The sequence below is a fragment of the Pseudomonas sp. DE0157 genome (assembly GCF_007678615.1).
Taxonomy (GTDB): Bacteria; Pseudomonadota; Gammaproteobacteria; order Pseudomonadales; family Pseudomonadaceae; genus Aquipseudomonas; species Aquipseudomonas parafulva_B.
Genome location: NZ_VEJN01000006.1, coordinates 132,461 through 155,096, shown reverse-complemented (window position 1 = coordinate 155,096; position 22,636 = coordinate 132,461). Strand labels below are relative to the sequence as shown.

Here is a 22,636-nt window from a genome sequence, read left to right as displayed (position 1 = left end):
GCTAGGCGGTAAGCTCCTTGAGGTTGTACAAAAGCCCGCCGATGGCGATCAACAGCAATGCCACGCCGGACGCAAGGCTGATGAATCGTTGGCTGCGCGCTGACGCGATCTTGCCGATGGCAAAGATATAAAGACTCAGCACGGCGAAGTCGATCACGATCCAGAGCAGTGAAAGCACGACCATGCTTTTGCCGAACGACTCGGTGATCTGGATGAACTGCGGGAAAAAGGCGATGAAGAAAATGATGTCCTTGGGGTTGGAGATCCCCACCATGAAGCCTTGCCACAGCCCCCCGCGGCTCACGGGTTTGGCGCTTTCGGGCCGTTGGTCTGGCTGCGGGCTTGCGAGCGCCTCCCTGAGCGTGCCGACGGCGATATAGCCGATGAACAGGCAACCCAACAGGCTCATGGCACTAAGCCATGCCCTGTCGATGGCCGCGCTGGTGAGGATGATCCACGCCGCTGCGCCGATCAGTACCAGCGAGGCCCAGTTGGTGCCCAAGGCCGTGAAAATGGCCTTGCGTGAGCCAGAAGCGGCTGCGGTATTGACGATCAATGCCACGACCGGACCTGGAGTGGCGATCAGCAGCAGGACGGTAAGGGCGTAGGAGGCAGTCAGGGCGGTATTCACGTCAGTTCTCGATCATGTTGTCGGGGGTGGCAGGCACTGCGGTCCGGGCATGGAAAGGGCAGCGTGCCGGGTTCAACGAACCGGTTTCCTGTAATTGATATTGCGTCCACTCAAAGTTATCCGCTTCACCGAAGAAGCCGAGGCTGTCAGGCATTACCCCGTCGTTGTAGTGGCCGACCCGCTGGCGAATGCGCTCGCGGATGCGCTGGCCGCTCGTGGTGGCGACATTGGCCACTTCGTCGAAGTTCTCGCGCGGGTTGATGACGAATGTGATGTGTTTGCCCAGGTTGCGGCTTTTCATCTGCTGGTGGCCCGGGAAGTTCATGTTGATGAACAGCGGCATGCCGGCAAAGCAGAACGACCAGCCGCTGTGTGCGGGGTCGGCCGGCACTGTCTGGGGCCAGGGATTCGGATCCCGTGCGTGAACGCCTTGCAGCACCTTCCAGGCTAGTGCCTGCTGATGCGCGAGCGGCATGTCGGTCACTGTTTCTAGAAACGCCACCAACGGGTGGCCGATGCGAAGCTTGGGCGCAATCGGATCCATCAACCCGACATAGCTGGCCAGCCCTTGAGCGATGTCATCAGCCAGTTGTTCAGCGCTGGCGAAAAGAACGTAGCAAGTTTGCGCATTGACCGCCTTGCGCCCGAACAGGCAGGGGAAATCCGGATTGGCAACGGTATGGCGAAAGTGTTGCAGTGCAGCGGTTGTCCAGTGTGGTTCGATGCACGCATGTTCGAGGGTCTGCTCAAACGCATCCAGGCGATAGCATTGTCCATATCCCGTAAACATGGTTTCCCCAAACTTTTAATTGATGAACGATCTACGCAGTTTCAGGCAGGATCTAGGTTATGTATGTTTTTTTAATGCATTTTCTAGAACTATCAGCAGGTTGTAAAACGCGTGAAACTATGACCTACTATTAGTCTTGCTAATAGTCAGGAGGCGTCTATGTCGGAAAGGATTCAGGCCTTGCATGCACTGCGTGCGTTCGAGGTCGCATCCCGCTATGGTTCGTTCACCAGGGCGGCGGAAGAGCTTGCACTGACCCAAGGCGCAGTCAGCCACCATATCAAGACCCTCGAGGGCATGTTCGGCTGCGATTTGTTCGAACGGCGAGGGCCCAAGTTGAGCCTGACCGAGCACGGACGCCTGCTCTCTCAAGAGCTCAAGGTCGGTTTCAAGATCATCGAAAACGCTTGCGCGCTGCTGCGCCAGGATCGCTACGGCCTGCGTTTGAAGGCGCCTTCAACGCTCACCGTGCGCTGGTTGCTAAGGGCACTGGACGGTTTCAAGAAACACGAAGACACCTGCACTGTGCAGCTCTCGAGCGTGTGGATGGATATCGACAGCGTCGACTTCTATTCTGAGCCCTACGATTGCGCCATCTTGCTGGCCAACGGCCGTTTCGCGGCCGATGTGGAGAGCTTCAGGCTGTTCGACGAGTGGCTCATTCCCGTCTGCCACCCCGACTACATGGGACAGGCGCAACCTGCGCTGTCGGACCTGAACCGTTGTGAATTGCTGCATCCCTCGCCTGATCGGCGCGACTGGCGGCGCTGGTTGGCGCGCATGGATGCCCTCGATGTCAGCATCGACCAGGGCCAGGTGTTCGACACGCTCGATCAAGGTATCTCTGCCGCTCAGCAGGGCCTGGGCATCTCCGTGGTCGATCTGGTGTTGGCCAGTGCCGACCTGGCAGCCGGGCGCCTGGTCACGCCGTTCAAACAGGCCGTGGCAACTGGGGATGGCTACTACATGACCTGGCTGAAAAACAGCCCCAAGGCCCGTCAGATGCAAAAATTGCGAGATTTTCTCCTCGGTCAGGTGCCTCCCTTGGTGCTCAAGGACATCAACTACCTGTACAGCTGAGCCCGCTGTACCGCACACGGCAAGCGCAGCCACTTCACCGACGGTGGGCGCCGTGGGTTTGGATGCCGGAGCATCTTGTCGTCTCACAGGCCAGGCCCGGTGCGCCGGGGGCCACCCGTTACACTTGTCATCATCAACGAATGCAGAGGGCGCGGCAGTGGATTTGCAGCAGGGCTTCGTCCTGACCCGGCACTGGTACGACACGCAGGCAGGCACGTGCGTGGAGCTGTGGTTGGCCACCGATCAGGGCCCTCGGCAAGTGAGACTGGCGCCCCAGGTCAACGTGGCGTTCGTCCCGCAGGCGCAACAAGCGCACGCGCAGCTGCTGCTGGCCGACGAGCCAGATGCAGAGCTGCGCCCGCTTGGGTTGAAGACGTTCGATCAACGCCCAGTGGTAGGGCTGTACTGCCGGCACTACCGGCAGCTGTTGCAGCTGGAACAACGGCTGCGTACCGCAGGTATCGACGTCTACGAGGCCGATGTCAGGCCACCGGAGCGCTACCTGATGGAGCGCTTCATTACAGCCCCTGTGCAGTTCGCTGGACGCCTGGACGAGCGGGGCGTGCTCTGCGATGCCCAGCTCAAGCCGCACGGCAGCTACCGTCCCTCGCTGCGCCTGGTGTCGCTGGACATCGAAACTACCGAGCGGGGAGAGTTGTACAGCATTGCCCTGGAAGGCTGCGGACAGCGCCAGGTGTACATGCTTGGCCCAGCCAACGGCGACGCCAGTGAGGTTGACTTCGACCTGCACTACTGCGCCGATCGCAGTGCGTTGCTGCACTGCCTGAACCACTGGATAGCGCGCCACGACCCGGACGCGATCATCGGCTGGAACGTGGTGCAGTTCGATCTGCGCCTGCTGCATGAACACGGCAAAAAGCTACAAGTGGCCATGGACCTGGGCAGGGGCGGGGCGCCCATGACTCTGCGCGCGTCAGGTAGCGGTGGCCATGTCTTCATCGATGTGCCCGGCAGGTTAGTGATCGACGGCGTCGAAGCGCTGCGCTCGGCAACGTGGAGTTTTCCATCGTTCAGCCTTGAGAATGTTGCGCAAACCCTCTTGGGTGACGGCAAGGCCATCAGCACTCCTTACCAGCGCATGGATGAAATCAATCGCATGTTCGCCGAGGACAAGCCTGCGCTGGCCCGCTACAACCTCAAGGACTGTGAACTGGTCACACGCATCTTTGCCCACACCCGGTTGCTGGAGTTTCTGCTTGAGCGTGCTTCGGTCACGGGCCTGGCGGCAGACCGCAGCGGTGGCTCGGTGGCTGCCTTCTGCCACTTGTATATGCCGCACATGCACCGCCAGGGCTACGTCGCGCCCAACCTGGGCAGCCGCCCCGAGGAAGCCAGCCCCGGCGGGTTCGTCATGGATTCCCGACCTGGGCTATACGATTCGGTGCTGGTGCTGGACTACAAGAGCCTGTACCCCTCGATCATCCGCACATTTCTGATTGACCCTGTCGGCCTCGCCGAAGGGCTGCAACAGCCAGATGACGCGCGTTCGGTCGAGGGTTTCAGAGGGGCGCGTTTCTCCCGCACACGTCACTGTCTACCGGCGATCGTCGAACGTGTGTGGCGCGCCAGGGAACAAGCCAAGCAGGATTGCAATGCGCCATTGTCACAGGCGCTGAAAATCATCATGAATGCCTTCTACGGTGTATTAGGCTCAAGCGGCTGCCGATTTTTCGACGCGCGTCTGGCCTCCTCGATCACGTTGCGCGGGCACCAGATCATGCGCCAGACCCGCGCCCTGGTCGAAGCCCGCGGGTATGACGTGATCTACGGCGATACGGACTCGACGTTCGTCTGGCTCAAGACCGGCCACGATGAAGCGGCGGCTGCGCAGATTGGCAATGCACTGGTGAGCGAGGTAAATCGGTGGTGGCGCGAGCACCTGCGCCAGACGCTTGGCCTGGAGAGCGCGCTTGAGCTGCAGTTCGAAACCCATTACCGACGTTTTCTCATGCCCACCATACGCGGCACCGAGGAGGGCAGCAAAAAGCGCTATGCCGGCCTCGTCCAGCGTGCCGATGGCACCGAAGACATGGTCTACAAAGGGCTGGAATCGGTACGCACCGATTGGTCGCCGTTGGCCAGAACCTTCCAGCAGCAGCTCTACCGGCGAATTTTTCGCGGTGAGCCTTACCGCGAATACGTACGCGAGTACGTCAGTCAGATGCTTGGCGGGAAGCACGACGCTTCGCTTGTGTACCGCAAACGCCTGCGCCGCCCGTTGGCTGAGTATCAGCGCAACGTGCCACCGCACGTACGGGCCGCACGGCTTGCCGATGACTACAACCGGCAACTGGGTCGCTCGCTCCAGTACCAGCGGGGGGGCTGGATCAGCTACCTCATGACCACCGCCGGGCCCCAGCCGCTGGAGAACCGTCGTGCCCCCATCGACTATGACCATTATCTTTCGCGCCAGCTGCAGCCGGTCGCCTATGCGATTCTTCCCTTTGTGGGTGACAGCTTTTCTGCGTTGATCGATGACCAGATGCTGCTGTTTTAACCCTGAGGTAGTACCCCGTCGCCACGGGTTTGTTCTTAGGTCTCGCTAACCTCCCGTGCACAATCATTTCACGGGATTAACTGATGGATACCGCACTCACTGATCTTCAACTGGCAGAGCAGGCCGGCCAGGACGGCCTGATCGCTGCTCGCTTGCCGGGCTGGCTCAAAGAGCTCGACAAGGCATTCGTCACCCAGGCAGGCCAAGCCCTCAACAGCAGCCTGACCTGCCGCCACCGTCTGGCGGCGCGGTGGGGATCGATCAAAGGCATCGACGCATTCGCCAAGCCCCTGCTGGAGAAGACCTTGAGCGCGCGCTTCGGTATCACCCAGGGCGTGGACCAGTTGTGGTTTCGCAATGCTTACGAGGTGCCGCTGGCCACGTACTTCCCTGTGCGGGTGCCCTTGACCAAGCGCGAGTACTACCTGATACCCCTGCTCGAAGCCGTATTGCGAAATTTTACCGCTCAAGAGATGCAGTCACAGATCTTGCCGCCCATGGCCGGCGTATATGACGCGGCAGGTAACGCGGTGCCGGGACTTAGTGCCGCTCGGTTTGCCCAATGGGTCCGGGAATTGGATCTAGGGGCGCTCTATCAGCAGCACTTGGCCGCCCATCTGACGTCGGCCTCCATGCAAGCGCTACTGGGCGAGCTGAACCGGCACGAAATGTTGCTTGATGCATTCAAGGCTGACGCCCAGGGCGTATCTGCCCCTGGGGAACTCAAACTGCTGGTCGACTTGTGGCAAAGCGGCAGGCTTGGACACCTGCACGGCGATCGGGTGATTCCCAAACGTCTGCAGATCCTGGACTGTCCATTGCAGCAGATTCTGGTGCTGGATGTGCGGAACGAATCGTTGGCACCTTTCTACACCTCGAGCAAGCGTGTGCTGGTGTATATCCCGGGTGACCCGTTTGGAGCCTGGAGCGTTGCCGATAATCTGGAGCGCTTTGAACGCACCGTGCTGAACAAACGCTTGCGCCAGCCTGCCTATCAGCAGTTTTTTGCGCGTTTCATCCGACGTCGTGATAGCCAACGGTTCTTCAGCCAGATCGCAACGGCGTTCTATGAGGACATGCCGGTCTGGGCCACGGCTGACCTGTACCCGGTGGCGAGCATCTTGTCGGAGCCTGTGTTCGAAACGCTCGCCAGCGCTCGCGCTCAACACGTGATGGACGATGCCGCGACGCTGGCGCCTCCGGTCAACGCTTTGGATCGAGCGCTCGAGCGTGCCCATGAGCAACGCCTGGCAGCCGAAGGCTGGACGCTGCTGGGATTGGCCAGCTTCTGGCTACCTGGGTTGGGCTTGGTACTGCTTGCCGTGACTGCTTGGGAGTTGCTGAAGGAGGTGTTCCATGGGGTGGACGCTTGGCATGAGGGCGAGACGGAGCAGGCCATGAATCATATGACCCATGTGGCCGCTGAAGTCACGCTGATTGGCGCTACCGCAGGGGCGGGTTATGGCTTGGCCAAGGCGTGGAAACGCTCGACCTGGGTTGATGGCCTGGTCCAGTCCGATGTGCAAGATGACGGCGCGCGCCTGTGGTCTGAGGACTTGTCGCCGTTCCGAAGCGCCCCTCCACCTGCTCAAGCGTTGACAGATCACGAGGGAATCAGCCGCCAAGGCACTGATGCATGGATCCGCATGGACGGCCACACTTACCCGGTGCAGCAACGGGCGACCGACGATCAGTGGCAACTGTTGCCGCGCGACGGTATGGGTCCTCTTTTACAGCACAACGGTGCAGGTGCGTGGCGGTTGTGGAGTGAATCCCCCCTCGATTGGTCGACAACCCATTACCTGTTCAGGCGATTGGGCGGGCCGATGGCAGAACTCGATGACACGCGCATCGAGCAGGTCATGGCCATTCACGCGCTCGACGACGACCAGCTACGCGGTTTGCATATTCGCGGCGCCGACCCCTTGCCAGCGCTGATCGACACCAGCAGCCGTGCGCATCTTGCTCAGCGTGTCGACAACCTGCTGGTGCAGTTGCGCACTGGCGTTGTAGCCGAGGATCAGAGCCTGCTGGCGCAGGTTGTCCAGCTGACCGGTGGCGAAGGGCTGTCCAATGTGGATCTAGCGGCGCAGCTCGATGGACAACGGTACGAAGTCATGCAGCACCTGTTGGATCAGCAAACGCCCCCTTCGAGCCAGGAAATCCAAGCCTTACAGTGCGTATTTCCACGCTTGTACCCTGCTGCGGCACAGACGCTGCTGGCCAATGCGAGCAGCGTCGACCTGCAACGTCTGCGTCAGACTGGCCGCGTACCCTTGCAACTGGCCGAAGCTGCCCGTCAGCGCAGCTCGTACATTCGGGTGCAACGCGCCCTCGAAAGCCTGTATTTGCGGACGTCCCAGGATACGGATTTGGCCAAGTTGGTCCTGGGGTTGCTCGCTTATCGAGCTGGCGGCATCGGTAATGTACGTTGGCGGCTGTTAAGTGCGCAGTCCAACGGCGTACAACTGGCCAGTGTTGGAGAAGGGGATGCCGAGCTGCAGCTGTTCCATGAAACCCAAGGCTACAGCGTGAGAAACGCCTTCGCGCAGGAGATCTGTCCTCCCGGCGACCTGTTCGACGCCATCGTGAGTGCCTATGATCAGGCACAACTGACCTCCATGGGGCTGCATCAGCCTTTCGCCCAATGTTTGCGCCAAGAAGTCGCTGCGCTCGCCCAGGTTCACCGGGCAGCATTGCCTGAGCTCCTGGGCATCACGACTCGCCGCCGCTGGCAATTGCCCACCCGCTTGGCCGACGGTCGCGTGGGGTACCTGCTCAGTGGACGTGGAGGGCGCAGGCCGAACCCCTACCTGCGAAGGCTGAGGTTTCTGTACCCCACTTATACCGATACCCAGCTTGACGCGTGGCTGGATGATGCGCGATCGGCCGCAGGGGGGATCGAAGCACGGTTGCGACGCCTGGAGGATCAGTACCGGCTCCTCAGCGCGCAGTTGCGCACATGGGCCAGGCAAGGATCTAGCCATGCCGAACGACAACGCCGCCGATCGCTTGGACGAGCCTTGCGCAATTGCTGGCAGCACGTCCTGGATGAGGGCATGCACGGCGACAGTCTTATCCAAGCCTATCGTTGGGACATGATTGGCATTCATACCGAAAGCCTACCGGAGCTGCCGTCCCAGGTAGGGTTCGGCCATGTGTATTCACTGGCACTGCGCGACGCCAGCATCCGCCATTTGCCTGAAAGCTTCCTGGGTGCATTCACCAGTGTTCGTTCGCTCGAGCTTCCCGATAACCAGCTCTTGCGGATTCCCCAGGCGCTCTTGCAGCTGGAACATCTGTGGACGCTGAACATGGCACACAACCAGATCGTGCTTGATGCGGGGCAGGCCACTATTCTGGCTTGCTGCAGCAACTTGCGTTATCTGGACCTCTCACGTAACCCGTTGGGCAGGCCGTTTTCGGTGGGCGGGCTGACATACCTGCACGAGTTGCGTATAGCAGGCGCCGGCCTGCGCAGCTTGCCTTACCAACTACTCGAGAGTACATCCCTGCGGGTGGTCGATTTGCGCGACAACCTGCTCACGGCGTTGCCTGAGAACTTCTATGAATCGCGCCTGTGGGTGGAGGGTGAAGTCCACCTGGGCGGCAATCCGCTGTCGGCTGCTGAGCGTGAGCGGCTGGCGCAAGCGTTGCTCACGGCCGCTACCCGCGCCCGTAACCGAGCGATGGGACTGGTGCGACTGCGCTGGATGGATGCGATCGGCCTGAACCATCGCACCGAACTGGGCGCCTGCTGGGAACACCTGCAGGCCATGGAGGACGCCGGCGAGTTCTTCGGTTTACTCGAACGCCTCATGGACACAGCGGATTTTCAGCACCGCACTGGTGCGCGGTATCTCGCCGGCCGAGTACTGACACTGTTGAGGGCCATGCGAGATTCGAGCGACCTGAGGGTGGCGATGTTCAGCGATGCCGAGCAACTGACCTGTCAGGACAGCGTGGCTCTGCGTTTCAGCGACCTTGAAGTGCGCCTGCGGGTCTGGCAGGCCGACGCCCAAGCGCAGCAAGGTGATCAGGAACAGGCTCTTTTGCACCTGGGGCGGCAGCTGTGGCGCTTGGATGAGGTCGAGCGTGTGGCCATGGATGACGTGCGCTGGCGCCAGGCCGATGGTGCCGATCCTGACGAGATCGAGGTGGTGCTGGCTTACCGCCTGGCGCTACGCGAGCGCCTTGACCTGCCCATCTTCACCAGCGGCATGTCATTCAGGGAGGTAGCCGGGGTTACCGAAGCGCATATGGAGCGGGCAGCCAGGCGCGTGCTGCAGGCAGAAACCAGCGAGCAACTGGCCAACTCTCTGTTGGATCGGGAGTTCTGGTGCAGGCACGTACGCAACGTGCATGCGCAGCGTTTTGAGGAGATGAACGCCCCTTTTCATGCACGGCTGGAGGCTGTGCAAGAGGCTCCTGATCTGAGCGAACAGCAGGTGTTGCAGCAGACAGAAGAAATTTCACAGCAACGCCAGACAGGCGAGCGCGCTCTTCTGCTGGCCATCACGCGTCAGGCGCTGGACAGCGCGGCCGAGCCCATCTCACCCTGAGGTGAAGCAGGCCGTCGTACCAGCGCAGGATAAGCGTGTTGAGCTATGCTCATAGGCATGCATGGGCTATCTAGGGCGCCACCTGGCAGGGTGGACACCTCCAGTTACTTTTGAGTTGCGCCTTGCCGGGTGGGTTGGTTTAGGCTCCTGCGTCGGACCTTTCTCCAAGGTCTGTAGTCTTTGTTTGATCGAGAGAAAAAGGAGATGCGCATGCTCGTCCGGTCACTGACCCTCGCCGCCTTGCTCGCCGCTGTGAGCCCGGCTTTTGCGGCTGACAATAATGGGCCACTGGCCCAGGAGCTGGGCAAGGCAAGGCCATTGGTCATCATCGCACCTAGCAGTGCCGACCCCACCCTCAGGGCCATTACCAAGGCCATGGAGGATCCGGCTACGCAGGCCGCCTTCAAGGAGCGTAACGTCGTGCTGTACAGCGTCGCCCAGATGATGGGGAAACAGGGCGACAAGAACCTTGAGCAGCAGACCACCATGGCACTGATCCGCGAGCTCAAGCTCGGTGCCAGTAAAGGCACCAAGGTCATCCTCGTTGGCAAGGACGGTGAGCGGCACATGCTCAAGGACGATGACACCGGGGAGGTTCTCGACCCCCAGGCCATCATCAAGGCGGTGGACGACCTACCTGCGAGTGAGAAAGCGATCAAGGCATCCGAGCCGGCCGCGGCCGCGGCGCAGGAAAAGACCAAGGATGCAAAACCGGCCAAGCCCTCCAAGCCCAGTGCACCGCCCAAGCCCCTGGAAGATTGAGCGTTTTGTCAAGCAAGCGCCTGCGAAGGGCGGGCGCCATGCGGGGTTGCCGGTGCAGCCGCCGGTGCAGCCCTTACGGGTCAGGCGGTGGGTTGCCCGGCGCTGCCAGTCGCAACGAGAGTAGGGTCATCGTGCAGCGATATCCGCGAAGTTTCCGGCAATGCCAGCCCGCCCACTAGCGCTATCAAGGCAATGACGACCAGGTAGAAAGCTGGCGCCAGACTGCTGCCTGTCTGCCCGATCAGCCAGGTCGCGACCAGCGGGGCGGTGCCGCCGAACAGGGTGTAGGCCACGTTATAGGTAATGGCCGAGGCTGTATAGCGGGTACGTGTAGGGAAGCTTTCCGATAGCAGGGCCGCCGTTACAACGCCGCTGGACAATGCACCCACCGCCAGCAGCACCACACCTAGCAGGGCGCCGAACATCGACCCCGAGCTGGCCAGCCAGTAGGCCGGGAACACGCACAGCATCACCCACAAGCAGGTAAAGCCAATGGTTTTGCGCCGCCCGATGCGATCCGACACAGCGCCGGCAACCGGGCAACCCGCGGCGGCGAACAGCAGCGCAACAGTGGTCACCAGCAATGACTGGGCGCGAGTCAGGTTGCCCACCAGTTGCAGGTAGGTGGCAAAGTAGGTGGTGAACATATAGAACGACAGTGCGGTGAGGGAGATGAACGCGCCCAGGTTGCGTATCGCGCGTCCATGGTGGCGCAGCGTCTGCTTGAGGGGCGAATGCTCATGTTCCTTGCCTTGCGCCAGTGCTTCACGGAAGGCTGGCGTTTCTTCCATGCGCCAGCGCAGGTACAAACCCACCAGGCCCAAGGGTGCGGCGATCAGAAACGGTACACGCCAGCCCCAGGCGGCCATGGCTTCCGTGCTCAGGCTTGCTTCCAGGCCGTAGGCGATCACGGCAGCGCAGGCAAAGGCCGAGAACGTCGAGACCGGCACGAAGCTGCCGTAGAACGCGCGCTTGTCGTTTGGTGCATGCTCCATCAGGTAGGCACATGCCCCCGCATATTCACCTCCGGCCGAGAAGCCTTGCAGGCAGCGTGCAAGCGTCAACAGTACGGGGGCTGCCAATCCGATGCTGGCATACGTTGGGAGCAGGCCGATGAGGGTGGTGGAGCCTGCCATCAGCAAGATAGTCAGCGACAGGATGCGCTTGCGTCCCAGGCGGTCTCCCAGCGCGCCGAACACGATGCCACCCAGTGGGCGCAGGGCGAACGCCACGGCAAACACGGCGAAGGTCTTGAGCAAGGCGACGCTCGGGTCGCCACTGGCGAAGAACTGGCTGGCGATGAGGGTTGCAAGAAAGCCGTAGACGGCGAAGTCGAACCATTCGACGAAATTGCCGATGGCCGAAGCGGCGATCACCCTGCGCAGGGTGGCAGGGGATACCTCGTGAGGTGCGGACATGCGGGTGCTCTCCGATTTTCCATTGGCAGCCATGACGAGCGTGGTGCGGTCGAGCCGCGCCATCATTTGTTGTGGTTGTCAGTAGATCGGCCCCGCTTATGGGTTGCTTTGTCGAGGACGACCTTTGGATGCCAGAAACGACCGGGGCGGTTGGAGCTCTAGGCCACGACAACGCGGTTGCGCCCACTCTGCTTGGCCAGATAAAGCGCTCTGTCAGCCGCGGCCAACGTGCCGGCCGCATCGTCTGTGCCTTCCCAATGCGCCACTCCAAGCGACACAGTCAGGTCGCCCACCGGAGCTATCGGGGTGTCCTCGATGATCGCGCGCAGGCGCTCGGCCACACTGGCTGCCACAGCCAGGTCTGCGCCAGGCAATAGCATCAGAAACTCCTCGCCGCCAGTACGGCAAAGCAAGTCGCCTTCCCGACAACAGCGGCGCATCGAATGGGCCAGTTGTCGTAGCACGGCATCGCCTGTGTCGTGCCCGTGGCTGTCGTTGATCCGTTTGAAATGATCCACGTCCATGACGATGGCTGAAAAACGCCGGCCTTCAGCCTCTAACAACGACAGGCTGAATTCCAGCCCGCGGCGATTGACCAGCCCTGTCAGGGGGTCGGTCTGGGCTTCGCGGTTCAGCCGGCCAATGCGTTCGTGTAGCAAATTCAGGCCGAACAACAACGCTCGCTTGAGCTCAGCTGCCTCGAAATACCACGCACGCACCCGGTGCAAATCTTCGGCCGTGTTGGCGCTGTCCATCCTCCTTGCACTGGCGGCGAGCTGCCAGAGCGGCCGAGCGATGACCAATGCCAGCCACCAGAGCAACAGGCTGCCGACCAGGGCCAGTGGCACCGATGCACCTATCACGTTGAGGACCAGGGTATTGAGCGGTGCCACGGTGCGTGACAGTGGCTGCTGGGCGACCACGCCCCAACGGGCACTGGGCACGGTGGCGAAGCCTGCTAGCATCTCGACGTTCTGGCTGTTGGTGAGTGCCAGGGTGCCGCTGGGCAGCGTTGGCAACTGGTCGATCAAGGCATTGCCCTGCACGACGGTACCGACACGCTGGTTATCAGGGTGGTAGAGCAGGCGTCGTTGGTGGTCGACTACATAGAGATATGAGCCGTCCTTGTAGAAATGCTCGCCCAGCAAACTGTTGAGGATGTTGTGTTCGCGCAGGTAGAGCGTGCCCCCTACGTAGCCCAGGTAACGGCCTTGCTCGTCGATGATCGGCTGCGAGAGGGTGACCACCAAGTTGTTGGCAGCGGAGACGTAAGGGGTAGAGACCAGCGCACGCCGCAGGTGCAGCGCTTCGTCGACCCCCGGGGAGTGCATGCGCCCGCCCACCAGGTGCCGCAGCGGCGCAGGGGAGACGGACAGCAACGTGCCGTCGGCATCGATCACGAAGGTGGAATTGAACGCCATGCTCTGCGCCAGCACGCGGTGTGTTTCAGCCTGCAAGGCCACGGCGTCACTCAGTTGCCGGCCTTGCACACCTGCGCTGAACTGCAATTGCTGCAAGGCGTTCCCGATGAAGGTTTCGGTGATGCTGGCCAGCTTGGTGGCGTACACCCGGTTCGCTTCCAGCGCGTGATCGATCAGCAACTGGCGCTGGACGCGGTAGCTGGCAAAATAGCTGGCGCACAGCATTACCAGTGCAGTGAGTGCACAGAGCACCAGAATGAGCCTGCGCAGGTCCAGTCGCAATCCATGCTTGGTGTTTGGCAATCCTGACCTCGAAATCATCAGATACGGAGAATGGCAAGCAATCCTCGATAGCCGTCGCGTAGCGCGTGACGCTCAGGGGGCGGGGTTTTCCAGAGCCTGGAGTTCTGCCTCCACGTCCTGCATGCGCTGTTCAGCCACCGCCTGTACCTTGGCATCTGCGGCGGTTTGCTGCATCAGTGCCGTGAGTTTTTCGCTCAACCGCTTGCCTTCAGGGGTTTTTTCCAAAGCGCGGGCCTTGGCGGGGTCCTGCAAGGCGCCGACGATACTGGCGAATTCGGCATCGGTAAAATTCTGTTCGCTGTACAGGCGGAACAGGTCCTGGCGCTGGTCGTCAACGGTCAGGTGTCGGCGCAGCACCTGTTCGATGCTGGCTTGGCTCACGTCCGGGTACTTGCCTGCAAGGAGCACGGCCATGCGTTGAATGTTGTGGTCATAAGCCTCCTGCAGTGGCAGCTGGGCAACGATCTGTTCTTCACGCGTGGGCTTCTGGTCGCACGCCGTGACCGCGGCGATGAGCGCAAACATGAGCAGCAACTTCGAAGGGCGAGGCATGGCTTGGCCTGAGTGGGCTGTGGAGTAGGGCAATTATAGGGGTGCGCACGCGTCCTGGACGAGCGTTGCATTTGCCTTGCCGGGCTCGCTGCGGTAGAACCAGGCCCTTTCACTGCAACGGTTGCCCCATGCCTGAACTGATCCTGAGCCCCGTGACCCCAGAAACCCGTGAGGAGGTCGTGGCCTTTGTCGAGGCCGCGCGGCGGGACTTGTTTCCGATGCTTGCCAGCGCGCCCAAACCTGCGGACCTTGAACATTTTGATGATGTCTATCTGCAAGGCGCCGGCGCGTTCATCGAAGCACGGGCAGGCGCAGACCTGGTGGGCGTAATCGGCTACCTGCCCTATGACAATCGTTTTGCCCAGTTCGATTACGGTGACCAGCGTGTGGTCGAGGTCGTGCGTCTGTTCGTGTTGCCTGCCTATCGCCGGCACGGCGTTGCGGCGCGCTTGTTCGGGGCCTTGACGGCGCAAGCGGCAAGCGAAGAAATCGACCGTTTTTACCTGCATACCCATCCGTTTCTGCCGGGGGCCGTCAGCTTCTGGGAGCGACAGGGCTTCACCCTGCTGCAGGTCGAGGACGACCCGGTCTGGCAGACAACCCACATGGACCTGCGGCTGCGTTAAGCGCTCGGACATGTCCTACATTGACGTGGGCGTGATGGACCACGCGTTCATTTTCTTACAAGGCAGGTGATGATTTGCTTCCTCGTGCACGGACTTTTTACAGCCGCAGAGGGAGAGCGACAATGCCGCACATGGCCCTGTACAAACTGAAACTGCTGGATGAATTCGAAGTTCGCACAGACGGTTGGTCGTTCGACGATTTCCAAAACCGCCTGATGGACATATGGCGTGGCGCCACCCGCCAGGATGCCGCCAGCATCATCAATGCCGCGCACCGAGAGGGCCGATGGCCCAGGACGGTCAGGCAGTACCTGCTCAGTCGCATCGAGGTGGCCGGTCACGTCGAACCGGAACTGGAAGCCACCTTCATCGAACTGTCGGACTCACTCACCGGTCAGGAGCGGGCGCAATGGTGCCGCACGGCGACCGACACGGTTCACTGACCGCTGACATGGGCGCGCGGTGGCTTCGCTGCCGCCGCCCGTATTCAACACGCACGGCCGTCAGCCTACCCGCCGTCCACAATGCGCCGCGTGGCACGGAGGCACTCACGCGCAGCGAAAACGCAGTACCTGAGCGCCGTCCATCGGGTCGGTGAGCACGTGCGCGTGAACGCCGAAGGTGCTCAGCAAGCAAGCGGGCGTGAGCACATCCAGCGGTTTGCCCAAGGCGACCAGTCGCCCATTGTTCAACACCGCCACACGGTCGCACGTCAATGCCTGATTGAGATCATGCAGGGCCACCAGCGTCGTGACCGGCAACCCCTGCACCTGCTGCAACAAGGCGAGTTGATGCTGGATATCGAGGTGGTTGGTGGGCTCGTCCAGCAATAGCACCGCGGGGCGTTGCGCCAGCGCCCGGGCGATGTGAACGCGCTGGCGCTCGCCACCGGACAACGACCCCCACAGGCGGCTGCGCAAATGCAGCGCATCCACATCAGCCAGGGCGTGCTCGACGATGGCCTTGTCGTCGTCACCGAGCGGCGCCAAGGCCGATAACCATGGGATGCGGCCCAACGCCACGGCGTCGAAGACTCGAATGGCATCGAGCGTGTCAGCATGCTGCTCGACAAGTGCCAATGCCCTTGCCACCGTTCTGCGAGGCAGACGCGAGAGCGACTTGCCCAGAAGTTGCACGGTCCCCGTGGCGGGCTTGCGAAGGCCTGCCAGCACCTTGAGCAGCGACGACTTCCCCGAGCCGTTTGGCCCGACGATGGCCAGGGTCTCACCGGCGTGCACCGTCAGGTCGATCCCGTCGAGCACCGGGCGGCCACCCAGGTGCAGGCTGATGCCCTGGCAATCCAGTGGGGCGAGCTGCATGGGCGCCATGGCGGTCACGCGCGTCCCCTTCGGGCTACCAGGATAACGGCGAACACCGGTGCGCCGATCAGGGCCGTGACCACCCCTACGGGGATGACCTGTCCGGCGATCAACGTCCGCGACAGGATATCCGCGGTGATCAAGAACAGCGCCCCGCCCAGGGCGCTGGCCGGTAGGAGCCGGTTATGACCGGGCCCGAGCAGCAGGCGCAGCGCATGGGGAATGACCAGGCCCACGAAACCGATCGCGCCGACGATGGAGACCATGACGGCGGTGACCAGGGCTGCACAGCTGATCAGTAACAGTTGAGTGCGCCGTACCGGCACGCCCAGGGATGCTGCCGAATCGGCGCCAAAGGTGAACGCATCCAGCGCACGGCGTTGCCACAGGCAAATCAGAAGGCCCAATAGGGCAACCGGCACGGTCAGCCAGACCGAAGGCCAGCGCACGCCACTGAGATTGCCCAGCAGCCAGAACAGGATGCCGCGGGCCTGTTCGGCCGTCGCCGACTTGGTGATCAGAAGCGCCGTCACAGCATTGAACAACTGCGAGCCAGCCACCCCGGCAAGGATGACGTGAGCCCCCGTGCTGCCTGGGCTCGCGGCGCGCGCCAGCAGCAGCACCAGTGCAAAGGCTGCCAAGGCGCCGATGAAGGCCCCAGCAGACATGCTCAGGGTCATGCTGCCCACGCCCAACAGACCCACCAGCACCGCTCCTGTAGATGCGCCCGCCGACAGGCCCAGCAGATAGGGCTCGGCCAGCGGATTGCGCAGCAGCGCCTGGAGGATCACGCCGCAGGTGGCCAGCCCGGCGCCGCAAGCCGCCGCGACGAGGCTACGGGTCAGCCGGTAGTTCCACACAACACCAGCATCGATGGGGTCGAGCGGGTAGCCCGCTTGCCAGGCGTGGTTGGCCAGCACCTGGCCGACCAGGCGCAATGACAGAGGGTTTTCACCGATCGCAGTACCCGCCAGCAGCGCACCCCCTAGGGCTACCAATGCGGCGCAGGTCACCGTCAGACGCTTGATCACGGGGCTGCAACGCCAGTGGAAAAGGCTGCCGCCAGCGTCTGCAAGCCGCGGAACAAACGAATGCCCGCCTGCATCGCCTCGGCATCGAGCACGATGATGCGCCCATGCTTGACGGCGTCCATGTGCTGGGTCACAGGGTCATTGCGCAAGAAGTCGAGTTTCTTCTGGTAGTCGTCGGCCGGAAAACGACGGCGGTCCATGCGTGCAATGATCAGCCAGGTTGGGTTGGCCTTGGCCAATGTCTCCCAACTCACGGTTGGCCACTCCTCGGTGGAGCTCACCACGTTGCGCACGCCAAGGGTACGCAGCATGAAATCCGCAACGCCCTGGCGGCCTGCCACGTACGGGTCGGTGGCCAAGTCAGCGCTGGAGAACCAGAACAGCGCCGAGGTGTTTGACAGGTCCACGCCTGCCAGCTGCGCCTGGGCATTGGCCAAACGGCCCTTGAGTTCGTCATTGAGGGCGGCGCCACGGGCCTGCACATCGAAGACGCTGGCCAATTCACTGACACTCTTGTAAATGCTTTCGACCTGGAAGGCTTGCAGCCGCGTGCCGTCGGCGCCTACCAGGTTGTCCTTGCCTTCGCAATCCGACGGCAGCACATAGGTGGCGATGCCCAATTCATCGAATTGCTCGCGCGTACCCACCGCGCCCTGGTCCCCGACCATCCATTCGAACTGGGCCGTCACCAGTTGCGGGCGCTTGCCCACCACCGCCTCGAAGCTGGGCTCGTTGTCGGCAAGCCGAGGGACCTTGGCGTCTTGCGCCTGGTAATCGGGCAATACGTCATTGAACCACAGCGATGAACCGGCGAGCTGGGCACCCAAGCCCAACGCGTACAGCATTTCGGTGCCCGCCTGACCGATGGTCACCACGCGCTGGGGCGCCTGGGTGAACACCTGGGGTTTACCGCAGTTGTCGATCGTCAGCGGATACGCGGTGGGTGCACCCTGGGCCAGGCCGGCGATGCCAAGGCCAGCAAGCAGGGTGGCGAAACGGGGCAGCATGCAGGACGATCTCCTGTGGGGCAGTTCCCGATGGCTCGCGCAAGACGAACGCGGGATTCCCTATTGGTTTGAGGGTGGAAACCGGCGGCACGCATGGTAGACCATCGCGCCGCCGGGTGAAACGCTTTTAGGGCCTGGTTGAGCCGCCTAGAAGTACTTCAGCCACGCCAGATCACGCCGCCGTGCCTTCAGCCGGGCGAACCAGCGTACAGGCGGGTAGAGCATCAGCGGTAGCAGGGCCGACGTGAGCCAAACCGCGGCAATGGTCTGGAAACCAAAGTAGGCCCCCTGGTTGGCTCCCCACACACCTAATGCGCTCAGATACAGGAGCTTGAGCACGTAAAGGTGCAGCAGATAGAAAAACATCGGGGCTGCGCCAAACATCGCCAGCACTCCGATCCAGCGCGGGTGCCCTGCGCGCTCGAATGCACGCAGCAGCAGCAACCCAACGCCCAGGGTTAACGTCAGGAACACCAGTGACGGCGGGTATTTGGTGATATTGAAGAAACTCATCAGCGTCTGCGCCAGCGCTGGGTGAACACTCCAGTGCGCTTCGCCATAGGCGTTGATCGCGCGCAGCGCGACAAAGCCCAACAGGGCGCCGCACCCAGCGTGTAGCAGCCGTCGTTGACGCAGTGCCGGTGTGCATGCACTGTGCAACCAGGGGCCGAGCCAGTAGCCAACGGCGATGACTCCGACCCAGGGCAGTACCGGGTAGGAGGTGCGCAAGCGCAGTGTGGAACTGACATCGAGCCAGGTACGGTCGTGAGCGATGGCCCAGGGCACATGCCAGGGGGATGCGGCGTCGAAGTGCACACCGTCAAGCAGGTTGTGCCCGGCGATGAGGGTCAGCCCAACGGCGAGCAGGCCAGCCCGGGGCAGCCATATCAAGGCTGACAGCGCCATCATGCTGATACCGATGGCCCAGATCACTTGCAGGTAGATCACAGTCGGCGGCACCTGGAATGTCCAGGCGAAGTTCACCAGGGTGAATTCCAGCACCACCAGAAAAAGCCCGCGCTTGAACAAAAACATCGAGACTTCGCCGCGACGCTGCCGTTTTTCGCCGTAAAGCCAGGCAGACAGGCCGGTGAGCAGCACAAAGACCGGCGCGCACAGGTGTGCGAGGGTGCGACTGAAGAATAACGCAGGCTCGGTGGTTTCCACGGCCATCGGGTCACTGACCTGATGCTGCATGAAAAACGTTTCGCGCACGTGGTCCAGCAGCATGATCAGCATGACAAAACCGCGAAGGGCGTCGATGCTCTGCAAGCGTTGGTGTGAGAGGGGAGGTAGCAAGGATGTAGGGGGCATGGGCATCACGGTTAAAGACGACGGACGAAACGTTATCTTATAACCCGAGCGCTGAGCAAGACTGCCTGTTTTAAACCGTCAGAATCTGGCGTGTACTGGCTCCAGGGCACGGGCATCAGACCCTGGAGCGCCAATGCTGACTACCGACCCTTGCGACGCGATACCCGCGCTTCGATGTTCTTGCGGCCAATAAGCAGCGCAGGCTTTTCTGTGACTGGCTCATCGGCCAGCCATTTATACATGACAAGGCAATCCACCAACCCCAGGTGTGCATGGCGGTAAGCCTTGGGCAAGCGGCCGACGGTTTCGAAGCCCAGCTTGTGCCACAAGGCCACCGCCACTTCATTGCTGGCAACCACCGAGTTGAACTGCAGCGCCAGAAAGCCTTCCTGACGAGCCAGCTTCTGCGAGTGCTCGCACATCAAGCGCGCCACCCCGCGGCCACGTGCCTGCTCGGTCACCATGTAGCCACAATTGCCCACGTGGCTGCCTGGCCCGCCGGCGTTGGCCTTGAGGTAGTAGGAGCCCAGGAGCTCGCCCTGCGCTTCGGCTACCAGTGTATGCCGGGGCAGCTCGAGCCACATGTGGCGGGCCTGCTCAAAGGTCATGTCGGGGTCAAGGGCGTAGGTTTCGCGCGCCTGGATCACGCCCTGCAGCGTGGGCCAGAAGCGCTCGAAATCTTCTGGCGTCATGGGGCGGAGATTGATCATGTGCAGCCTCAGATGTAGATGAACACCAACACCAGCGCCGCCACCACTGCCCATTTTTCGAGGTAGTAACGCGTGCGGTTGCGCTTCTTCAGCGCCTTGCCGCGTTCGCGGATGCGATAGATGCGGGTGAACAGGCGGTTGATGGCGCCGGTCTTGTCCCCTGCATCGTTGGGCGCCGCGGCGGCGGCCATGACGTTGCGGCTGAACCAGCGATTGAACGCCGTGGCCCAGCGGTACTTGAGCGGGCGCTCCACATCGCAGAACAGAATGATGCGATTGTGCTCGGTGGTGTTGGCCGCGTAGTGGATGTAGGTTTCGTCGAACACAACGCCCTGGCCATCGCGCCACGAATATTTCTCGCCATCGACGTCGATGTAGCAGCCGTCGTCGTTTGGAGTATCCAGGCCCAAGTGATAGCGGTAGGAGCCAGCATAGGGGTCGCGGTGCCGAACCAGCTTGGCCCCAGGGGGCAGGGTGGCGAACATGGCGGCCTTGACGGTGCCAATGCCTTGCAGCAGCTGCGTGGTGCGCGGGCACAGGGTCATGGCCGACGGATGACTTTCGCCGTACCACTTCAGATAAAACCGCTTCCAGCCTGTCTTGAAGAACGAGTTGAAGCCCACGTCGTCGTAATTATCGGACTTCTTGATTTCGCCAACCTGGAGTAAGCGCTGGGCTTCTTCACGGATTTCCTGCCAGTGTTCCTGCAGCGGTTGTAGCTCAGGGAAGGCTTCGACCGGCAGGTAAGGTTTGGCCGGATGTTTCGAGAACAAGTAAAGGAAACTGTTGACCGGGGCCAGGAAACTGGAATGGTCACCCAGCTGGCGGGTCAGCTTGTGACGCACCCGGCCGCGCAGGTGAACGTAGGCGATCGAGAGGACGAATAGCAGAACGAGTGCAATTTTCATGGACGTTTACTTGTCGAAAAATGGCCATGCGCGATGGCATAAGCCCGCCAGCATAAACAATCGTCGCGGCAGTTTGTACCTATTGTTACGAAACTGTCCGGCCGGTTCGGTGTCGCGTTGCATCGTCCGCGACCCTGGTTTCACCTTCAGGAGATCTTATGGCTCAGGACACTCGCTCTACGGCCAGCCCGTTCAAGCGGCTGTTTTTCGCCCTGCCAGTCAGTGATGCCCAGCGCCGCGATGTCTCCCAGTGGCGACGCAGCCTGGCGCTGCGCAGCGGCAGGCCGGTGCCAGCCGCCAATTTCCATATCACCCTGGCATTCCTGGGCAATGTCGATGCGGCGCAGGTCCCATCGGTGTGCGCTGCCGTCGACCAATTGCTGCTGCCCGACAAGGCGCCGAGGCTGGTGCTTGATCGCTTGCAGGTGTGGCACAGGGCCGGTGCCCTGGTGCTTGAGGCGCAGCATACGCCTGCGCCCCTTCTTCAACTGGTCTATGGGCTGCAACAGGCGCTGCTGCCCTTGGGTATCGCCGTTGCAGACCGCACCTTTCGACCCCACTTGACGTTGTCCCGCGACTTTCACGGGCAGCCCCCTGAGGCCAGCACGCCGCCTGAGTTCTTTGTCAGCGCCCGGGAATGTGTACTTTACGAGTCTCGAAAGGGCGCCTATCAGCCATTGGCACGCTGGGCATTGGGGGATGGAGGCGCATTCATTAGCCCACTGGGCTCACACCGGTAGGCTCTGATACGGCAGTTCTTCGCCGGGGCTGCGTTCGAATTGGCGTTTATACTCGCGGCTGAACTGCGACGTGCTCTGGTAGCCCACCCGATGGGCGACCTGAGCCACGCCCATACCTTCGCCGATCAGCATCTGCTGTGCCTTGAGCAGCCTCAGGCGCTTGAGGTACTGCATGGGCGCCATGTCCGTGCAGCGCTTGAAATGCTCGTGGAAGGTGGAGACGCTCATGTTCGCTCGCCCAGCCAGAGCCTCGACGCTCAGTGGCTCGCAGTAGTGTTCGCGCAGGTGGGCCAAGGCGGCGCCGATGCGGGCGAAATGGCCCTGTTGCTCGACCAGCGCTCTGAGTACCCCGGCCTGCGGGCCACGCAGGGCGGCGTACAGCACTTCACGCACCCGGGCCGGCCCCAACACCTTGGCGTCCACAGGATCTTGCAGGCACTCCAGCAACCGCTCGACCCGCTCACGCATGGGCGCGTCCAGGGCGGCCGAGGTCATCGACTGGGGCGTCTGAGCCTGCACCGGGCCATCGGTGGCAAGGCCGCTGCTCTGCACCAATTCGCTCAGCGTGGCGCGGTCGATGGCCACTGCCACGCCCAGCAAGGGCACATCGGGCGTGGCGAAGGTTTCGCACATGAACGGTACCGACAGCGCCTGCACCAGGTAATGCCCCGCGCCATACTCGAGCGTGCGGGGCCCCAGGCGGGCCAGCTTGCTGCCCTGGGCCAGGATCATCAGGCTCGGCTCATAGATCTGCGGGCTGCTGGCCACGTAGTGGTCCCAGCTCAGCACTTGTACCTGGGGCAGGTGGGTGGGCACGAACCCTGGGCGAACCGCCAGACGGCGTATGAGTGCGCAAAGCGGGGCATTGGCGTCGACGTGACGGGTCAGTTGCATGGAGCACCGGGGCAGAGAATCGGACAGCATGGGTGGACGGATTATGCCCG

At 62.0% G+C, this 22,636-nt stretch carries 19 protein-coding genes; 7 read left to right on the top strand and 12 right to left on the bottom strand.

The window, feature by feature from the left end:
* Position 1: 1 nt before the first annotated feature.
* Positions 2–631: a LysE family translocator gene (locus tag FS777_RS10155; protein ID WP_058637354.1), complete on the bottom strand. Its 630-nt coding sequence runs from the start codon at positions 629–631 to the stop codon at positions 2–4.
* 1 nt (position 632) lies between these two features.
* Positions 633–1,421 (bottom strand): YqcI/YcgG family protein, encoded by a 789-nt coding sequence (locus FS777_RS10150; RefSeq protein ID WP_058637353.1) that lies wholly within the window; start codon positions 1,419–1,421, stop codon positions 633–635.
* A 159-nt stretch (positions 1,422–1,580) separates the two neighbouring features.
* Between FS777_RS10150 and FS777_RS10145 the strand changes: the two genes are divergently transcribed.
* The 4 genes from FS777_RS10145 to FS777_RS10130 all read left to right on the top strand — a co-directional run bounded on the left by FS777_RS10145 (position 1,581) and on the right by FS777_RS10130 (position 10,343).
* The gene (locus FS777_RS10145) at positions 1,581–2,501 is read left to right on the top strand and encodes a LysR substrate-binding domain-containing protein (RefSeq protein ID WP_058637352.1); all 921 of its coding nucleotides are present in this window, start codon (positions 1,581–1,583) and stop codon (positions 2,499–2,501) included.
* Between the two features lie 157 nt (positions 2,502–2,658).
* Positions 2,659–5,019: a DNA polymerase II gene (locus tag FS777_RS10140; protein WP_145255311.1), complete on the top strand. Its 2,361-nt coding sequence runs from the start codon at positions 2,659–2,661 to the stop codon at positions 5,017–5,019.
* Between the two features lie 83 nt (positions 5,020–5,102).
* Complete coding sequence (locus FS777_RS10135) at positions 5,103–9,581, top strand: NEL-type E3 ubiquitin ligase domain-containing protein (protein WP_145255308.1); 4,479 nt, start codon at positions 5,103–5,105, stop codon at positions 9,579–9,581.
* A 210-nt stretch (positions 9,582–9,791) separates the two neighbouring features.
* Positions 9,792–10,343: a DUF4174 domain-containing protein gene (locus FS777_RS10130; protein ID WP_145255305.1), complete on the top strand. Its 552-nt coding sequence runs from the start codon at positions 9,792–9,794 to the stop codon at positions 10,341–10,343.
* 80 nt (positions 10,344–10,423) lie between these two features.
* Here FS777_RS10130 and FS777_RS10125 read toward each other — a convergent pair whose 3' ends face one another.
* The 3 genes from FS777_RS10125 to FS777_RS10115 form a co-directional block, all read right to left on the bottom strand.
* Complete coding sequence (locus FS777_RS10125; protein WP_078479434.1) at positions 10,424–11,761, bottom strand: MFS transporter; 1,338 nt, start codon at positions 11,759–11,761, stop codon at positions 10,424–10,426.
* Positions 11,762–11,919: 158 nt separating this feature from the next.
* On the bottom strand, positions 11,920–13,485 hold the full coding sequence (locus FS777_RS10120; RefSeq protein WP_078478768.1) for a sensor domain-containing diguanylate cyclase: 1,566 nt from the start codon (positions 13,483–13,485) through the stop codon (positions 11,920–11,922).
* Positions 13,486–13,557: 72 nt separating this feature from the next.
* Entirely contained in the window at positions 13,558–14,037 is a 480-nt protein-coding gene (locus tag FS777_RS10115; RefSeq protein ID WP_078478767.1) for a hypothetical protein, read from the bottom strand.
* 128 nt (positions 14,038–14,165) lie between these two features.
* Between FS777_RS10115 and FS777_RS10110 the strand changes: the two genes are divergently transcribed.
* Both FS777_RS10110 and FS777_RS10105 read left to right on the top strand, forming a co-directional pair.
* Positions 14,166–14,663, top strand: a complete 498-nt coding sequence (locus tag FS777_RS10110; RefSeq protein WP_145255302.1) for a GNAT family N-acetyltransferase — start codon at positions 14,166–14,168, stop codon at positions 14,661–14,663.
* Positions 14,664–14,785: 122 nt separating this feature from the next.
* Positions 14,786–15,106: a hypothetical protein gene (locus FS777_RS10105; RefSeq protein WP_058637345.1), complete on the top strand. Its 321-nt coding sequence runs from the start codon at positions 14,786–14,788 to the stop codon at positions 15,104–15,106.
* Positions 15,107–15,211: 105 nt separating this feature from the next.
* Here FS777_RS10105 and FS777_RS10100 read toward each other — a convergent pair whose 3' ends face one another.
* The 6 genes from FS777_RS10100 to lpxO form a co-directional block, all read right to left on the bottom strand.
* Positions 15,212–15,991 carry an ABC transporter ATP-binding protein gene (locus FS777_RS10100; protein ID WP_058637429.1) on the bottom strand — a complete coding sequence of 260 codons (780 nt, stop codon included), beginning with the start codon at positions 15,989–15,991 and terminating at the stop codon, positions 15,212–15,214.
* A gap of 5 nt (positions 15,992–15,996) precedes the next feature.
* Positions 15,997–17,013: an iron ABC transporter permease gene (locus FS777_RS10095; protein ID WP_078478765.1), complete on the bottom strand. Its 1,017-nt coding sequence runs from the start codon at positions 17,011–17,013 to the stop codon at positions 15,997–15,999.
* Positions 17,010–18,020 carry an ABC transporter substrate-binding protein gene (locus FS777_RS10090; protein WP_078478764.1) on the bottom strand — a complete coding sequence of 337 codons (1,011 nt, stop codon included), beginning with the start codon at positions 18,018–18,020 and terminating at the stop codon, positions 17,010–17,012. Before FS777_RS10090 ends, FS777_RS10095 begins: the two co-directional genes overlap by 4 nt.
* 147 nt (positions 18,021–18,167) lie before the next feature.
* Positions 18,168–19,334 carry a DUF1624 domain-containing protein gene (locus tag FS777_RS10085; protein WP_145255299.1) on the bottom strand — a complete coding sequence of 389 codons (1,167 nt, stop codon included), beginning with the start codon at positions 19,332–19,334 and terminating at the stop codon, positions 18,168–18,170.
* Positions 19,335–19,474: 140 nt separating this feature from the next.
* Positions 19,475–20,044, bottom strand: coding sequence for a GNAT family N-acetyltransferase (locus FS777_RS10080; RefSeq protein WP_058637342.1), 570 nt, complete (start codon positions 20,042–20,044; stop codon positions 19,475–19,477).
* Positions 20,045–20,052: 8 nt separating this feature from the next.
* A complete protein-coding gene (gene lpxO / locus FS777_RS10075; protein ID WP_023536108.1) occupies positions 20,053–20,952 on the bottom strand; it encodes a lipid A hydroxylase LpxO in 900 nt (299 codons plus the stop codon).
* A 158-nt stretch (positions 20,953–21,110) separates the two neighbouring features.
* On the opposite strand from lpxO, the gene thpR reads away from it, so the two are divergent.
* Positions 21,111–21,692: an RNA 2',3'-cyclic phosphodiesterase gene (thpR, locus tag FS777_RS10070; RefSeq protein ID WP_058637341.1), complete on the top strand. Its 582-nt coding sequence runs from the start codon at positions 21,111–21,113 to the stop codon at positions 21,690–21,692.
* Here the strand turns inward: thpR and FS777_RS10065 are convergent.
* Positions 21,681–22,586 carry an AraC family transcriptional regulator gene (locus FS777_RS10065; RefSeq protein WP_058637427.1) on the bottom strand — a complete coding sequence of 302 codons (906 nt, stop codon included), beginning with the start codon at positions 22,584–22,586 and terminating at the stop codon, positions 21,681–21,683. The two genes, thpR and FS777_RS10065, sit on opposite strands and share 12 nt — an antisense overlap.
* Positions 22,587–22,636: the final 50 nt, after the last annotated feature.

Bases quoted from the DNA above. Each gene is read 5' to 3' on its own strand.
- FS777_RS10150 (WP_058637353.1), bottom strand. From the start codon at position 1,421: ATGTTTACGGGATATGGACAATGCTATCGCCTGGATGCGTTTGAGCAG.
- FS777_RS10145 (WP_058637352.1), top strand. From the start codon at position 1,581: ATGTCGGAAAGGATTCAGGCCTTGCATGCACTGCGTGCGTTCGAGGTC.
- FS777_RS10135 (WP_145255308.1), top strand. From the start codon at position 5,103: ATGGATACCGCACTCACTGATCTTCAACTGGCAGAGCAGGCCGGCCAG.
- FS777_RS10130 (WP_145255305.1), top strand. From the start codon at position 9,792: ATGCTCGTCCGGTCACTGACCCTCGCCGCCTTGCTCGCCGCTGTGAGC.
- FS777_RS10125 (WP_078479434.1), bottom strand. From the start codon at position 11,761: ATGTCCGCACCTCACGAGGTATCCCCTGCCACCCTGCGCAGGGTGATC.
- FS777_RS10115 (WP_078478767.1), bottom strand. From the start codon at position 14,037: ATGCCTCGCCCTTCGAAGTTGCTGCTCATGTTTGCGCTCATCGCCGCG.
- FS777_RS10110 (WP_145255302.1), top strand. From the start codon at position 14,166: ATGCCTGAACTGATCCTGAGCCCCGTGACCCCAGAAACCCGTGAGGAG.
- FS777_RS10105 (WP_058637345.1), top strand. From the start codon at position 14,786: ATGCCGCACATGGCCCTGTACAAACTGAAACTGCTGGATGAATTCGAA.
- FS777_RS10100 (WP_058637429.1), bottom strand. From the start codon at position 15,991: ATGGCGCCCATGCAGCTCGCCCCACTGGATTGCCAGGGCATCAGCCTG.
- FS777_RS10090 (WP_078478764.1), bottom strand. From the start codon at position 18,020: ATGCTGCCCCGTTTCGCCACCCTGCTTGCTGGCCTTGGCATCGCCGGC.
- FS777_RS10085 (WP_145255299.1), bottom strand. From the start codon at position 19,334: ATGCCCCCTACATCCTTGCTACCTCCCCTCTCACACCAACGCTTGCAG.
- FS777_RS10080 (WP_058637342.1), bottom strand. From the start codon at position 20,044: ATGATCAATCTCCGCCCCATGACGCCAGAAGATTTCGAGCGCTTCTGG.
- lpxO (WP_023536108.1), bottom strand. From the start codon at position 20,952: ATGAAAATTGCACTCGTTCTGCTATTCGTCCTCTCGATCGCCTACGTT.
- thpR (WP_058637341.1), top strand. From the start codon at position 21,111: ATGGCTCAGGACACTCGCTCTACGGCCAGCCCGTTCAAGCGGCTGTTT.
- FS777_RS10065 (WP_058637427.1), bottom strand. From the start codon at position 22,586: ATGCAACTGACCCGTCACGTCGACGCCAATGCCCCGCTTTGCGCACTC.